The 14767-nt window shown below is 64.3% G+C and carries 13 protein-coding genes; 6 read left to right on the top strand and 7 right to left on the bottom strand.

The genetic code is table 11. The features are described 5' to 3' along the window. Positions 1-49: 49 nt before the first annotated feature. The 3 genes from CH271_RS14700 to CH271_RS14690 are packed head-to-tail and all read right to left on the bottom strand — an operon-like array spanning position 50 to position 4121. Positions 50-1756, bottom strand: coding sequence for a glycerol-3-phosphate dehydrogenase/oxidase (locus CH271_RS14700; protein ID WP_037187502.1), 1707 nt, complete (start codon positions 1754-1756; stop codon positions 50-52). Beyond that, positions 1753-3270 (bottom strand): glycerol kinase GlpK, encoded by a 1518-nt coding sequence (glpK, locus tag CH271_RS14695; protein ID WP_037187500.1) that lies wholly within the window; start codon positions 3268-3270, stop codon positions 1753-1755. The genes CH271_RS14700 and glpK overlap by 4 nt, the downstream gene beginning before the upstream one ends. Next, positions 3267-4121, bottom strand: a complete 855-nt coding sequence (locus CH271_RS14690) for an MIP/aquaporin family protein (protein ID WP_032379865.1) — start codon at positions 4119-4121, stop codon at positions 3267-3269. Before CH271_RS14690 ends, glpK begins: the two co-directional genes overlap by 4 nt. Positions 4122-4242: 121 nt before the next feature. Between CH271_RS14690 and CH271_RS14685 the strand changes: the two genes are divergently transcribed. The 5 genes from CH271_RS14685 to CH271_RS14665 all read left to right on the top strand — a co-directional run bounded on the left by CH271_RS14685 (position 4243) and on the right by CH271_RS14665 (position 8939). Further along, positions 4243-5226, top strand: coding sequence for a sugar-binding transcriptional regulator (locus CH271_RS14685; protein ID WP_094634117.1), 984 nt, complete (start codon positions 4243-4245; stop codon positions 5224-5226). Between the two features lie 76 nt (positions 5227-5302). After that, positions 5303-6544 (top strand): DUF6745 domain-containing protein, encoded by a 1242-nt coding sequence (locus tag CH271_RS14680; protein WP_373454622.1) that lies wholly within the window; start codon positions 5303-5305, stop codon positions 6542-6544. A gap of 49 nt (positions 6545-6593) precedes the next feature. Continuing rightward, the gene (locus CH271_RS14675; protein ID WP_037188815.1) at positions 6594-7049 is read left to right on the top strand and encodes a hypothetical protein; all 456 of its coding nucleotides are present in this window, start codon (positions 6594-6596) and stop codon (positions 7047-7049) included. A gap of 131 nt (positions 7050-7180) precedes the next feature. Further along, a complete protein-coding gene (locus CH271_RS14670; protein WP_094634067.1) occupies positions 7181-8512 on the top strand; it encodes an MCE family protein in 1332 nt (443 codons plus the stop codon). Positions 8513-8579: 67 nt separating this feature from the next. Continuing rightward, a complete protein-coding gene (locus tag CH271_RS14665) occupies positions 8580-8939 on the top strand; it encodes an STAS domain-containing protein (protein ID WP_094634066.1) in 360 nt (119 codons plus the stop codon). Here the strand turns inward: CH271_RS14665 and CH271_RS14660 are convergent. Continuing rightward, a complete protein-coding gene (locus tag CH271_RS14660; RefSeq protein WP_094634065.1) occupies positions 8916-10064 on the bottom strand; it encodes a PP2C family protein-serine/threonine phosphatase in 1149 nt (382 codons plus the stop codon). The genes CH271_RS14665 and CH271_RS14660 overlap by 24 nt on opposite strands. Further along, positions 10061-10861, bottom strand: a complete 801-nt coding sequence (locus CH271_RS14655; protein WP_037187486.1) for an alpha/beta fold hydrolase — start codon at positions 10859-10861, stop codon at positions 10061-10063. Before CH271_RS14655 ends, CH271_RS14660 begins: the two co-directional genes overlap by 4 nt. Positions 10862-10947: 86 nt before the next feature. On the opposite strand from CH271_RS14655, the gene CH271_RS14650 reads away from it, so the two are divergent. Further along, entirely contained in the window at positions 10948-12000 is a 1053-nt protein-coding gene (locus tag CH271_RS14650) for an NAD(P)H-binding protein (RefSeq protein ID WP_170945867.1), read from the top strand. A 23-nt stretch (positions 12001-12023) separates the two neighbouring features. On the opposite strand, the gene CH271_RS14645 is transcribed toward CH271_RS14650, so the two are convergent. Then, entirely contained in the window at positions 12024-13106 is a 1083-nt protein-coding gene (locus tag CH271_RS14645; RefSeq protein ID WP_052047318.1) for a GGDEF domain-containing protein, read from the bottom strand. Positions 13107-13226: 120 nt separating this feature from the next. Continuing rightward, positions 13227-14711: an amidase gene (locus tag CH271_RS14640; RefSeq protein WP_094634064.1), complete on the bottom strand. Its 1485-nt coding sequence runs from the start codon at positions 14709-14711 to the stop codon at positions 13227-13229. Positions 14712-14767: the final 56 nt, after the last annotated feature.

The following is a 14767-nucleotide window of genomic DNA, read 5'->3' as shown; positions in this document are numbered from 1 at the left end:
CAAGCGATGGCGGCGGTCCTCTTCACGAGGACCGCCGCCATTACTCGGTTCAGCTCACCCCGGCGCGCACGTCCGGTGCCCCGAGCCGTGCTGCATCGGCAGTGTCGTCATCGGGCTGCTCCTGCGAATCCCGTTCTGCGAGAACACGAAGCCGGTAGTGCTCGATCTCCTCGGCGACATGCTGCGCGTCCCACCCGAGGATCGGCGCGACGAGATGCGCCACTTCCTCGGCCGCTGCCTCCCCGCGATCGGGAACCTCGATGGAGATGCGAGTACGACGCGTCAGAATATCCTCGAGGTGCCGCGCGCCTTCATGACTCGCGGCATAGACGGCCTCGGCCTTCAGGTACTCCGGTGCATTCTCGAGAGGCTTACCGAGCTCGGGATCGGCGTCGATGAGATCCAACAACTCACCCATCAGAGTGCCGTACCGACCGAGCAGATGCTCGACGCGTGAGACGCGCATCCCGGTGCGTTCGGCCGTCAGCGCGCGGGAGTTGAACGCACCGAGGTAACCGTCGGCACCGACGAGAGGAATGTCCTCGGTGACGCACTTCGGTACCGTCCGCTCGAGCCCGTGCACCGCGGAATCGACTGCATCCTTGGCCATCACGCGGTAGGTGGTGTACTTGCCACCGGCGATGACGGTCAGTCCGCGTACCGGGCTGGACACCGCATGCTCGCGCGAAAGAGTGCTGGTGGAATCGGATTCGCCGAACAGCAACGGACGCAATCCCGCGTACACGCCGACGACGTCCGTGCGATCCAGCGGATCGGCGAGCAACTTGTTCACGTGGCCCAGGATGTAGTCGATATCGCTCTGGCTCGCGGCCGGATGAGCCAGGTCGAGCTTCCAGTCGGTATCGGTGGTACCGATGATCCAGTGACTGCCCCAGGGAATGACGAACAGCAGACTCTTCTCGGTACGCGTGATGATGCCGGTGGCACTGTTGATGCGATTGCGCGGCACCACCAGGTGCACGCCCTTGGAGGCGCGGACCTGGAATTGTCCACGCCCACCGACCATCTGCTGCACCTCGTCGGTCCAGACACCCGCGGCGTTGATGACCTGCTTGGCCCGGACCTCGAAGGACCGGCCCGTCTCGAGGTCGCTCGCCACGACGCCGACGACCTTGTCGTCCTCCCGCAGGAACCCCGTGACGCGAGTGCTGTTGGCGCACAACGCACCGTAGGCAGCCGCGGTACGAGCGAGCATCATCGTGTGCCGCGCGTCGTCGACCTGACCCTCGTAGAACTTCACCGCACCGCGGATCGCCGAACGCTTACCGGACGGGAAGGACTCGAGCGTCTTCTTCTTGCCGAGGTGCTTGTGGTGGCTCGGGACACCGCGTCCGGCACCCATGACGTCGTACACGCCGATGCCGAGACCGACGTACGGACGGTCGATCACCTTCTCGAGCGGATAGATGAACGGCACCGGACGAGCGAGGTGCGGGCACAGCTTGTTCAGTACCAGCGAACGCTCCTTCAGCGCCTCGAACACCAACGCGAAGTTGAACTGCTCGAGGTAGCGCAGACCGCCGTGGAACAGCTTGCTCGAGCGGCTGGACGTGCCGGCCGCGTAGTCCCGCGCTTCGAGCAGGCCCACCTTCAATCCGCGGGTCACTGCGTCCAACGCTGTTCCCGCGCCGACGACGCCGCCGCCGATCACCAGGATGTCGAGCTCTTCGGCTTCCATCCTCGCCAGCGCGTCTGCGCGCGACTGTGGACTCAAAGCCGTTGTGGTGGAACTCATTCTTCATCAACCCAATCGAGAGTACGTGTTACTGCCTTCTTCCAGCCGGCGTAGAGCTTCGCCCGCTGGTCTTCGTCCATGGACGGAGTCCATGTCTTGTCCTCGGCCCAGTTCTGACGAATGTCGTCCTCGCTCGCCCAGTATCCGACGGCGAGGCCTGCCGCGTACGCCGCTCCGAGAGCGGTGGTTTCGGCCACGACGGGACGCACCACGTCGACATTCAGGATGTCGGACTGGAACTGCATAAGCAGCTCGTTGACGACCATGCCGCCGTCGACCTTGAGTACCTCGAGATCGACACCGGAGTCGGCGTTCATGGCCTCGATCACCTCACGCGTCTGGTACGCGGTGGCTTCGAGGACGGCACGGGCCAGATGACCCTTGTTGACGAACCGCGTCAATCCCACGATGGCACCGCGGGCGTCCGATCGCCAGTGCGGGGCGAAGAGTCCGGAGAATGCGGGTACGAAGTACGCGCCGCCGTTGTCGTCCACCGACCGTGCGTCGGTCTCGATGTCCGCGGCCGAGGAGATCATGCCCAGGTTGTCACGAAGCCACTGCACGAGCGAGCCCGTCACGGCGATGGAACCTTCGAGTGCGTACACCGTCGGCTGGTCGCCGATCTTGTAGCAGACCGTGGTCAGCAAGCCGTTCTTGCTCATGACCTTTTCGGTACCGGTGTTGAGAAGTACGAAATTGCCTGTGCCGTAGGTGTTCTTGGCTTCACCGGGAGACAGGCAGGCCTGCCCGAAGGTCGCTGCCTGCTGATCGCCGAGGATGCCTGCGATCGGCACTCCACTGAACGGTCCGCGCTCACGGCCGGTGCCGTACACCTCGGAGCTCGAGCGGATCTCGGGCATCATCGACATCGGGATGTCCATGTCCGCGCAAATGCTCTCGTCCCACTGCAGGGTGTCCAGGTCCATCAGCAAGGTGCGCGAGGCATTGGTCGGATCGGTGTAGTGCAACCCGCCGTCGACACCGCCGGTCATGTTCCACAGCACCCAGGTGTCCATGTTGCCGAAACACAGCTCTCCCGCTTCGGCTTTGGCCCGTGCACCGTCGACGTTGTCGAGGATCCACTTGATCTTCGGCCCGGAGAAGTAGGTGGCCAGGGGCAGGCCGGTCTTGGCTGTGTACTTGTTGGCGTCGCCGCCGCCGAGGGCGGTGGCGATGCGGTCGGTACGGGTGTCCTGCCAGACGATGGCGTTGTAGATCGGCTTGCCCGTCTTGCGATCCCACACCAGCGCAGTCTCACGCTGGTTGGTGATACCGACTGCGGCGATGTCCTCACGCGTCAGATCCGCTGCGGCCATGGCACCGGCCGCGACGGCGCGCACGTTGTCCCAGATCTCCGATGCGTCGTGCTCGACCCAACCGGCCTGCGGAAAGATCTGCTGGTGTTCCTTCTGATCGACCGCGACGACGGTGCCCGCGTGATCGAAGATCATGCAGCGTGAAGACGTGGTTCCCTGATCGATCGCGGCGACGTACTTTCCTGCGAACTCGGTCATGGCTTCTCTCCTGTGGTCTGGGTGTCTGCTGGGAGTCGTGATGGCGGCTCGGGCGTCGAACCTTCTTGTTTGCGTAGGTTCTTTCCGATGAGCAGGTCGTACAGGAACACTCCTATCGGTCCGCCTACGAGAGGTCCGACGATCGGGACCCAGAAGTACAGGCCGCCGTACTGATCACGCCAGGCTCCACCGTAACCGGTGATGTACGACGCCAGGCGAGGTCCGAAATCTCGGGCCGGGTTGATCGCGTATCCGGCGTTGGTGGCCCATGCGAAGCCGATGGCGACGACGATGAGGCCGACGATCAGTGGAGCCATGTTGGCCATCGGTGCGGTGCCGAGCGAATCGGTCACGGCCACAATGAGGAACAGCAGGATCGCGGTGCCGATGATCTGATCGATCAGTGCCGAGGACACGCTGACGGGCAACGTTCCGTTTCCGGGAAGCGTCGAGAAGATCGTCTGGGTGGCGGTGGTGTGCCCGGGGTCCACTGCGTTGATCATGTCGTTGTAGTTCCAGCGCACCAGCAGCGCGGCCACGAAGGCCCCTGCGGTCTGCGCGAGGATGTAGGGCGCAACCATCTTCCAGCTGAATCCGCGGAAGAGTGCGAACGTGATCGTGACCGCGGGGTTGAGGTGTGCGCCGGTGATACGGCCCGCGACGTAGATGCCGAACATCACGCCCAGCCCCCATGCCCAGGCGATCGAGTCGTGGTCTCCGAGACTTCCCGATTCACCCCCCGAAACGACCTGCGCGACGACGCCGACGCCGAACAGAATGAGAATCATGGTTCCGGCGAACTCGGCAGCCATGTGCGCCGGCAGTCCCCATTCCGGTTCCTTACGAGCCATTGTGTAGCCTCCGCAAAGTTGGTGATGCACGCCACATTGCGTGCTGTTTGCCACGGTAGACGGCCTGCACTGCGTTGCACAGCTGATGCACATATGTGCAAAGCGGTCGTATACTGCGATGGTGACGGACCAACGCAGTGCGCCCGAATCGGATCTGCGGACCGGCCATGCCACCCAGGCGGCGCGCCTCTACTACTTCCAGGACATGACGATGGCGGCGATCGGCCGTGAGCTGGGCGTATCTCGGTCGACAGTCTCGCGACTCATCACGTTCGCGCGGGCATCGGGACTGGTGGAAATCAAGATCTCCACCCCCCTCGGCCAGGCACCACGAATCGAGCGCGCATTCGCCGATCTGTACGACATTCGTGCACATGTCGTCCCCGTGTCGGAAACCGTCGACGAACTACAGCGCCTCGATCGCGTCGCCACCTTCGCAGGCCGATTGCTGACATCGTTCTTCGAGTCCGACATGGTGATGGGCGTCGCCTGGGGAACCACCGTCAGCGCCGTCAGTCGCAAGCTCGCACCCAAACGAACCCACAACTCGACCGTCGTGCAGCTCAACGGTGCAGCGAACACCCGCACCACCGGCGTCTCCTACGCCACCGACATCGTCCGAACCTTCGCCGACGCCTACGGTGCTGTGGCGCAGGGATTTCCGGTGCCCGCATTCTTCGACTACCCCGAAACCCGCAGACACCTGTGGCGCGAACGCAGCATCAAGCGAGTACTCGAACTGCAGGATCGGATGAACCTCGCCGTGTTCAGTATCGGCGTCATGAGCGGCGCCGTTCCGAGTCACGTCTACAGCGCCGGCTACCTCGAACGCGAGGACAGAGCCGAACTCCAACGCGACGGCGTCGTCGGAGACATCGCCACCGTGTTCCTGCGCTCCGACGGTAGCCACGATCGAATTGCGTTGAACGACAGATCGAGTGGACCGAGCCTGGACCGACTCAAGGTGGTACCGCGCCGAGTCTGCATCGTCGCAGGAGCGTCCAAACTCGACGCCCTCACCGCCGCGCTGCGCGGCGGATTGATCACCGACCTCGTCATCGACGACATCAGTGCGGCCCAGTTGATCCTCCGCTCGCGCGGCTGACCCTCTTGCGCTCATCCCATTCTCGTGTCACTCTTTTCTTCATGACAACCGGAAAGGCGGACACCGCCTCCCTCACGTGAGCGCCGTGCCGATGCCGTCGACATTTCCCCGTCGAGGCACATTCAGTGACAATCCCGATGATTATGCCGAGAGCATTCGTGCGATCTGTGCGCAGCGCGATCGATGGCTCGACTACGGCCTGAAGGCCGGCCCCTCCGACAGAACAGCCGCGGAATCAGCTGTGGCACAACTGTATCGACGATCAGGATACCAGGAGCCGAAGTTCGTCTGGGTGCCCTCTCCTCCAGCTGCTGCAGCGCTGATCACCGCCAGGACATTGACGAAGAATGCAAGTGTGGCAGCCCGGATCGCAACCGTTCTGTCCGATTCCCGACACCGGATGGACCAGCGAATCGATCGACGAAGAATCGAATGGCCGCGGTGGTATTTCCACCAGAATCCGAATGTGCGGGGCGATCGAGAGGCGCGAATCACCATCGCCACCCGAAGTCCGGAGGATGCGGCCCGCGCCGGCATCAGTCCCGATCCGATCATCCGCCGAACCGTGCGGAACTCGTTGCACACCAGCCTCTTCGACGGCGTGGCCACGGCCGTCCGATCCCTCGCGCCGCACCCCTTCGGCAGTATCACCTGGTACGGCCAACAGGAAGCCCATCGCGTCGCCTACTACGACATCTATCGCTCCTTCGACCTCATGACGTTCGGGCGCGAGGACAACGAACTTCTCGACGTTCAATCCGCCCTCGTCGAATCCACGGGATGGTGGTGGGCGTTCGACGACATCGCGGTGATGTCCGAACGCCCGACGGTTCTGCACGCCGAACCGCTTCCCGATCCGGTGCACGGTGAAGTGCGACTGCACAATTCGTCCTCTCCAGCGGTCGAGTTCGTCGACGGCAGCGGTGTCCATGTCCTGAACGGGACCGTGGTTCCCGCGTGGGTGATCCACGATCCGACGGTCGAGCGCATCACCGTCGAACGCAACGTCGAGATCCGACGCAGCGCCATCGAACGAATGGGCTGGGATGCCTATCTGGATCGAGCCGGTTTGCGACTGGTCGACACCGACGACGATCCGGGCAATCCCGGTTGCACCCTGCAACTGTTCGCCACACCCGCAGGATGGGGCGACGAGGGGCGAATACTGCTTGCCGTCAACGGCTCTCGCGAACGGGACGGCGAACGCCGTCGCTACGGCCTTCGCGTCCCCGGCGCGTTCTCGTCCGCGGTCGACGCCGCGGGCTGGACCTACGGTCTGGCCGGAGCCGACTACGGCCGACTGCTCCGCAGAACCTGACACCACATCTCGACACCACACCCCTTTCAACACACCCAAGGTGAAACACATGAACTCGAACATCACCCTGTCCGCACTGACCGACCTCACCGGTCTCGACGTTTTCGACTATCTCGACAAGGAGATATCCGTGCCCGTCATCGACGGCCTGCAAGCACAAGGCGATCTGATCGTCGTACCGTACGCACTGCTCGACGGCATAGTCGTCCCCACCGAACAGACCCGGCGCGAGAACGTGCCACTGACGGGAATCGAACTACTGCGCAGCGCCGCAGGCGGCAACCCGCACAGCCTGGTCGCCGACGGCGGATGGTGCTCGTGGGCGAGTCCCGTTCACGACGTCCGGGGCCTGGCTCTGGGCATCCTGACCAACTCGCAGACGGCGTACCTCATTCACCCCGAACACGGAGCCACCGGAATTGCTCCGGGTCGATACGTCATCGGCCGTCAGCGTGAAGGTGGGCAGGGCGGCTGGTTCCATTCCCCCCGGCTGATTGCCGACTGACACGTTATGGCGCACATCACATTATTGCCGAAGTGCTAGGTCCATCTCACAAACCAATCTTCGGTAGTAAGTGTGACGTTGTGTACCACTAAGGTTCGCGACATGACTGCTGTCGTCGTTGCGACTCATCCATGACCGGCTCCCCCTCGCCGGTCCAGAACCGACTCCTCGGAATCGGTCTCGTCGTACTCATCGTCATGTTCGTCGGGTGGAGTGTCACCTCGTACAACAAGACGTTCAAGGACGTCGTGACGGTATCCCTCGAGACCGATTCCGTCGGCAACGCACTTCCCAGCAACGCCGACGTCAAGGTTCGCGGAATGATCGTCGGCGAAGTGCGATCGGCGACGACGGCCGGTGGCGTCGTCACCTCGGAGTTGGCCATCGAGCCGGACATGGCCGAGATGATTCCGTCGAACGCCACGGCGCGACTGCTGCCGAAGACACTGTTCGGCGAACGGTACGTCGCGTTGGTTCTGCCGGACGGCAGGCCCGGGTCGCCGATCACCGAGGGCACGGTGTTGAAGCAGGATCGCAGCGGCAACGCGATCGAGGTCGGACAGGTGCTCGACGGCCTGTTGCCGCTGCTCCAGGCAGTGCCGCCGGAGGACCTGTCGAACACCCTCGGCGCACTCGCACAGGGTCTGAGCGGTCGCGGTGAGAAACTCGGGCTCACGATCGACAGACTCGAGAACATCTTTGCCGGGCTCAACACCGAATTGCCCGCGATTCAGGAGGACCTGCGCGGGCTCGCCGACTTCTCGCAGACCTACTCCGATGCGGCTCCCGAGTTGATCAACGCGTTGGACAACCTACGGACCACCGGCAACACCGTCGTCGAGAAGCGGCCGGCCCTCGAAACGCTGTACTCCTCGATCACGTCGGCCTCGAGCACGACCGCGGATTTCCTCGATGCCAACTCTGCCGATCTCATCGGGCTGGCCGCGAATTCCCGCGAAGCACTCGAGGTGTTCGCCGAGTTCTCCCCGGCTCTCGGCTGCACCGTCGCCCAGTTCGCCGAGGGCGCACGACGCGGCAGGATCGTCACCGGGGTCGGCGACGAGTATCCCGGCATCAACGTCTCGATGCCGTTCGTCAACCCGAAGGGTCGGTACCTACCGAACCAGGACGAGCCGCGACTGTTCGAGCAGAACCGGCCCCCGAGCTGCCCTACGCCCCTCGATCGCTCGACCGGCGAATACTTTCCCCAATATTCGGGCGGCTCCTCCAACGACGGCTCGTACCAGGTGCCGTCGAGAAACCCCGGCGAACAGGACATTCCGTCACTTCCGGTTCCTCAGTTCTCCCCCGTGCCCGCGTCGTACGCGAACTCGGTCACCGAGCAGCAGACTCTGGCCGTCGTCTACGGCGGGGCCACGGGGATCTCGCCCGACGCAGTGCCGTCCTGGACCACGACGGTCGGCGCTCCCGCGCTCAGAGGAACGCAGGTCACGTTCAGCTAGGACCTACTGATTGAATGGTCCGCATGCCCCGTCGACGAGCGCGGCGGGTAACGATTCAGGAGTACACATGCCAGCCGATACGAACACCGCCGGATTTTCCATCCAGTCCAGCAACGACGGGCACGCGGCCGTCATCGCTGTCGCCGGTGAACTCGACGTCACCACGGCCCCCGCGCTGTCGACCGCGATCGACGCGCAGGTTTCCACCACGCCTGCCGCACTGATCGTCGATCTGAGCAAGGTCTCGTTCCTGGCCTCGGCTGCCATGACCGTGCTGGCGTCGACGCAGAAGGATCACGGGGACACTCTTGTCTTCTCGGTCGTCGCCGACGGGCCGACAACCAGCCGCCCGATCAAACTGATGGGCCTCGATCAGGAATTCGCACTGCACGCCGATCTGGCGTCAGCCCTCGCCGCTCTCGACTGACGACACTCCAAGCGCCATCACGGCTGCGTCGTCGGCCAAGCCGGTGCCGAAGCTGTTCAGCAGGACCCGTAGATCCTCGACGATCATCGCGGGCGTCGCCGGGGCGTGGGCACTGGCGAACTCGAGCAGCGCGCCCTCGTCGTCGTATCGACCTGTGCCCACCCGGGCCTCGGTGAGCCCGTCGGTGTAGAGCATCAGGGTGTCGCCCGCGCTCAACGTCACGGTGGCAGGCACGAAGCGCGCGTGACGCAGAATTCCGACCAGTTGCCCACCCGTCATGTGGACGTACTGTGCGCTGCCGTCGGCGCGCATCACCAGCGGAGGCGGATGACCACCACTGGCCATCGACACCTCGAATCCTCCGGCCGAGCGGCTGAGCACCCCGAACACTGCTGTGCAGAACTGCGCATTGTTCTCGCGGAACTCCTGCCGCAGAACCGAGTCCAGGTTGTGCAGTACCGCGACCGGGTCGTGGTCGTACACCGCAGCCGCGCGCAGGGTGTACCGCGTCAACGACGTCACGGCTGCGGCCGACGCACCCTTGCCGCACACGTCGCCGAGGAAAAATCCCCAGCGATCGTCCGACAGCGGGAACAGATCGTAGAAATCTCCACCCACCTCGTCGCTCGATGCCGCGTGATAGTGCGCGGCAGCGGTCATTCCCGACGGCGGCAGCAGCGCTGGCGGCAGCAGCGACCGCTGCAGTGTCTTCGCCAGCAGCTCCGCTCGCGTTCGGGACTCGAGCAACTCGCGCTCGTAGGTGCGACGGTCCCTGGCGTCGAGCGCGGTGATGCGAATCAGTACCGGCGTGTCCGTCTCGTCGGTCTTGACGTTCGCGGTCATGAACACGGGCAGCCGACGCCGATCGGAGGTCACGAAATCGATCGCAATGCCGTCGAGCTGGCCGGACATCCGCAGAATCGGACCGAAATGGGTCTCGTAGTGGATCCGGCCACCGGCGGTGAGAAGTTGGGTGAAGTCGGTCCCGATCAGGGCGTCGACGTCGAAGCCGAGCCAGTTCGCCAGCGTCGAGTTCAGTCTCACGATCCGCATGTCCGGAAGAACCGACAGATAGCCGCAGGGCGCGTTCTCGTACAGGTCCTCGATGTCGAGCTCGTTGATCACGACGATCTCACGAAGGTCGCAATCGCCTCGGCGGTCTGCTCGGGTTCGGTGACGTGCGGGCAGTGCCCGCTGGCGTCGAGGGTCTGCAGAGTGCTGCCGGCGATGTGTTCGTGAACGTATCGGCCGACCTGAGGCGGGGCCAGCGAATCCCGCGCACAGTCGACGATCATCGTGGGCAGGGCAACCCCGGCCAGATCAGCGCGATTGTCGGACAGGAAGGTGGTGCGGGCGAACACCCGTGCGCACTCGGGATCGGTTCGGCAGAAGCTCGCCGTCCACATGTTCTCGAGATCCGGTCGATCCGGCGCATTCACCACGATCGGTGCCATCGATGCGGACCAGCCGAGATAGTTGCTGTCCAACGACTCGAGCAACTCGTCGATGTCCTCACGGCTGAACCCACCGCGGTAGTCACCGTCGTCGATGTACCGGGGGGACGGCGTCAGGAGAAAGAGCTTTCTGAATCTTTCGGGAGCCGCCTGGACCGCGAGAACACCCATCATCGACGCCACCGAGTGACCGACGAACGTCACGTCACGAAGATCGAGTTCCTCGACGATGTCGACGATGTCGCGGGCGTAGGCATCCAACGGCGCGTACTTGTCGGCATCCCACGCCGAGGGGTCCGACGCTCCGGACCCGACGTGATCGAAGAGCACGACCGAGAAATCCGGAGCCAGAATATCGGTCACCGAACGCCACAGAGTCTGGTCGCAACCGAACCCGTGAGCGAGCATCACCACAGGGCCGTCGGCAGCCCCGACGACCCGAACGTTGTTCCTGATGCGCGCACTCACCCGCACAGTGTGTCATCTGCCTCCGACGCCGGGGAGTGAGACTGCTCCGACGGGGTATGGCCTCTGTCTACAGAAACGAGAATCTCATGCGAGTGCTGGTCACCGGCGCAACCGGATACATCGGGTCTCGGCTGATCCCCGTGCTCCTCGAGCAGGGGCACGACGTGCACGCTGCCATGCGCGATCCGAGTAAGAAGTCGCGCTTCGCGTGGGGCGCTCACGTCACCGCGGTGCACTTCGACCTCGACGATCACGAGACCTTCGACACCGCGACCGAGAATGTGGACGCCGTCGTCTATCTGGTGCACTCGATGGACGAGGGCGATTTCGTCGAGAAGGATCGCCACGCCGCGCAGTCCATGGCCGCCGCCGCGGAGCGCAACGGCCTGCGCCGCATCGTCTACCTCTCCGGCCTCATCCCCGACGACGGCACCCCGTTGTCCGATCATCTGCGCTCTCGCCTCCAGGTCGAGGAGACGTTCCTCGACAGTTCCGTCGACGCCACCGTGCTGCGGGCGGCGATCATTCTCGGTTCGGGATCGACCTCCTTCGAGCTGGTGCGACGGATGACCGAGCGTCTGCCCCTCACGCCCATCCCGACGTGGATGCGCAGGCAGGTGCAGCCCATCGCCGTCGTCGATGTGGTCGCCATCATCGCCCGTGCCCTCGGCGACACCGCACGCCCGGGAACGTTCGACATCGGCGGAACCGAGACGATGAGCTACCCGGAGTTGCTGAAGGCGTACGGCAGCGTTGCCGGTCTGCGTCGCGTACAGATTCCGGTTCCGCTGTTGCCGACCGGCCTGGTGGGGCGCGCCGTCGCCACCATCACCGCCATGCCTCCTGGCACGGTGATCTCGTTGGTGGACAGCCTCACCCACGACATGGTGGTGCGCCGTGGGAACGCGGCAACGGAGGTGTTCGCCGAGCCCGGCACGTCACTGATGAGCGTCCGGGAGGCCCTGGAGCGTTCGATCACCGTGACCGCCGAGGAGGGCACCGATGCCCACGCGGATCCCCAGGCTGCCGCCGACACCGATCCCGAGTGGGCAGGCGGAGTCGTCGACATCGTGGACGGCCGTGTGCGGCAACGGCCGTCGGGAATTCTGGGAAAGGCTCAGCTGGGGGCGACCCGGTAGACGCGCTCGGGAGAGTAGGTCGACTAGGCGAAATCGACGACCGACACTTCTCCCCCGCGTTCTTTCGCGTCGTACATGGCGGCATCGGCTCGGTGCAGTAGTTCGTCGAGACGAAGCCGGCGATCGGTGGTCGGCGTCCAGGCGATTCCGATACTCGTACTGATGCCGATGCCATCGAGGTCGAACGACCTCAACACCGAGCAGCCCGAGACGAAAGTGTCGAGCTCGTCGCGATCCGCGGGGAAGACGACTGCCACGAACTCGTCCCCACCGAGGCGTGCGGCCACGTCCGTCGGTCCGATCGCCGTCCTGAGCCGGTCGGCGACCGACCGTAGGGCCGCGTCGCCCAGGCTGTGTCCACCACGGTCGTTGAGCAGTTTGAACCGGTCGACGTCGATCACCGCCACTCCGATCAGGGGTGGCGTGGGAGTTTCGGCAAGTCTCTCGTCGACAGCCGAGTACATGCCTCGTCGGTTGAGCAGTCGGGTCAGCGGGTCGAGGCGCGCGTGGACGGCGGTCGCGCGTATCGATCGTCGAGCGGTCTCGAGGATCGCCTGGATCACCAGCGGAAGGACCACAACCGAAGACAGCGCAGGGGCGAAGTAGATGTAGAGATCGAAAACGCCCACATCTTCGGTCTGCACGCCCCAGACCGTGAAGCCTGCGATAACGACGCCGGCGAAAGCACAGTGCGCCGCCAAGATGCGCCAACCCAGTAGAAATGCGATGAACACGCCGACCAAACCCATGTGGATGGTGGCGCACAACCGAGCGGGAGACCCCGTGGTCAGTGCGGCGGCCACGACTACGCTGACGTCCGCCCATGCGACGAATGCGATGGCAGCGCGGTAGCCAGGCCACGGCCGCAGGAACCACCACGCCCCCACCACCGCTGCGGACGCCATGACTGCGCCGTGGACCGACCGCGCCAGGAGTCCCTCGGGCCCGAGCGGATGCACTTGCACGATGACACCGAGAATCACCATGGACATGCACAGCGCACAGATCGCATATCTGAGCACTCGCAGCTGGCCGGTCGATTCCAGCGCGCGGGTAGCGAACGCGAACTCGGCTTCTCCGACACCGCGACGGCTCTGCTCAGGCATCGGATTCGATCGCCTTCCGTCGGCGTGCGAGCGGCCCGAGTCGAGGACGTGCCGCGCTGTGCGGCAATGGTAAGCCACGGAGTTCTCGAAAGATTCGAAACAACGGCCGTGGAAGCGGAGCTACCCGAGGGTGTCGTAGTGGTGCGACCAGGGCGCTGCTCGTTCCCACTGACCCGCGAGTTGGACGAGCAACCCCTCGCCGCCGAGCGGAGCGGTGAAGTGTGCACCCATCGGAAGACCGCTCGGCGTCCAGTACCCGGGTAGTGACAGCGCGGGACGCCCTGTGACGTTGGCCAATTGGGTGTACGGAATCCACGAGATGTTGTCGTCGATCATCTGATCGACGATGCCGGTGTGCCGAAGCAAGCCAGCGGTTCTACTGCGCAACAACAAGTCCGACGCAAACTCCAGCGGCTTCGCAAGGTCGAATGCGCCCACTTTCGGCGGTAGTTCCGCAACGGTGGGCGTCAACAGCAGGTCATAGGTCTCGAAGTAGGTGGCCAGTGCCCGTACGTGCACGTGGCGACCTTCCACCGCCTGGAGGTAGTCGACGCCTCCTGCAGATCTCCCCAGAGCCGCCATGATCCGCGTATCGCGCTCGAAAGAGTCGTCACCGCAACCGGTTCGACGCTTGACCTCATCCAACTCGTAGGCCAGGTAGGTGAACCAGGCCAACAGGAATTCTCGGTTGAGGCTCGCGTCGTCGTACGGCGGGGCGTCGAGAAGTTCGACGGTGTGGCCCAGGTCGGTCAGGGTTCTCGCAGCCGATTCCATCGCGGCAACGGCCTGCGGATCCGGCGTCGGATTCACCGACGTCACCGCATACATACCTATACGTAAAGGCTTCGGGTCCTTGCTCGTCAGAGACAGGAAGCTGCCCTCCGGACGGGCCGGCAGGTAGCCGGACGTCGCCTCCCCGCCTGCCAGCACGTCGAGCATCGCGGCGGTGTCGCGTACCGATCTGGACACCACTCCGTTCACGGCTGCTCCGTGCATCGCCTCGCCGAAGGTGGGACCCGACGGCACCAGCCCACGGCCGGGCTTGAGTCCGACGAGTCCACAGCACGACGACGGAATGCGAATGGAACCCCCGCCGTCGCTCGCCCCTGCCACCGCGGCGATGCCGGCAGCGACCGCGGCGGCCGACCCGCCCGAGGAACCACCGGGAGTTCTGCTGCGATCCCACGGATTTCGCGCCGGACCGAACACCGTCGGCTCGGTGATTCCCTTCGCGCCGAACTCCGGTGTGTTGGTCTTGCCGAAGATGACGAGGCCGGCATCGAGCCAGCGCTGCACCACAGTTGAGTGCTCGGGCATCGGCAGATCCCGCAACGCACGAGATCCACTCGCAGTGGGCAACCCGGCATAGTCCTGCGAGAGATCCTTGATCAGAAACGGTACGCCCGCGAACGGACCCTCGAGCGTTCCTGTTACCTGCTCGTTCGCCTGCTCCGACATGAGTCGCACGATGGAATTGAGCGATGGATCGACCGATTCGGCCTGCGCCAGAGCACAATCGAGCAACTGCCGGGGCGTCACCTCGCCGTCGGCCACCAGTTTCGCCAGGCCGAGACCGTCGTGCTGTCGATACTCGTCGATGCGCATGAAGTCAGCCTAATTCCCAGCACCGCCACCGGGTGTCGAACTCGCAGTTATGGATG

Source organism: Rhodococcus sp. 05-340-2 (assembly GCF_002258915.1).
Lineage (GTDB): Bacteria > Actinomycetota > Actinomycetes > Mycobacteriales > Mycobacteriaceae > Rhodococcoides.
The sequence above is the reverse complement of the archived record's forward strand: the minus strand, read 5'-3'. Positions and strand labels throughout refer to the sequence as shown.

What these genes read in the sequence shown, in the direction of transcription:
- CH271_RS14690 (WP_032379865.1), bottom strand. Translation starts at nt 4,121, where the DNA reads ATGGCTCGTAAGGAACCGGAATGGGGACTGCCGGCGCACATGGCTGCC.
- glpK (WP_037187500.1), bottom strand. Translation starts at nt 3,270, where the DNA reads ATGACCGAGTTCGCAGGAAAGTACGTCGCCGCGATCGATCAGGGAACC.
- CH271_RS14700 (WP_037187502.1), bottom strand. Translation starts at nt 1,756, where the DNA reads ATGAGTTCCACCACAACGGCTTTGAGTCCACAGTCGCGCGCAGACGCG.
- CH271_RS14640 (WP_094634064.1), bottom strand. Translation starts at nt 14,711, where the DNA reads ATGCGCATCGACGAGTATCGACAGCACGACGGTCTCGGCCTGGCGAAA.
- CH271_RS14670 (WP_094634067.1), top strand. Translation starts at nt 7,181, where the DNA reads ATGACCGGCTCCCCCTCGCCGGTCCAGAACCGACTCCTCGGAATCGGT.
- CH271_RS14675 (WP_037188815.1), top strand. Translation starts at nt 6,594, where the DNA reads ATGAACTCGAACATCACCCTGTCCGCACTGACCGACCTCACCGGTCTC.
- CH271_RS14645 (WP_052047318.1), bottom strand. Translation starts at nt 13,106, where the DNA reads ATGCCTGAGCAGAGCCGTCGCGGTGTCGGAGAAGCCGAGTTCGCGTTC.
- CH271_RS14650 (WP_170945867.1), top strand. Translation starts at nt 10,948, where the DNA reads ATGCGAGTGCTGGTCACCGGCGCAACCGGATACATCGGGTCTCGGCTG.
- CH271_RS14665 (WP_094634066.1), top strand. Translation starts at nt 8,580, where the DNA reads ATGCCAGCCGATACGAACACCGCCGGATTTTCCATCCAGTCCAGCAAC.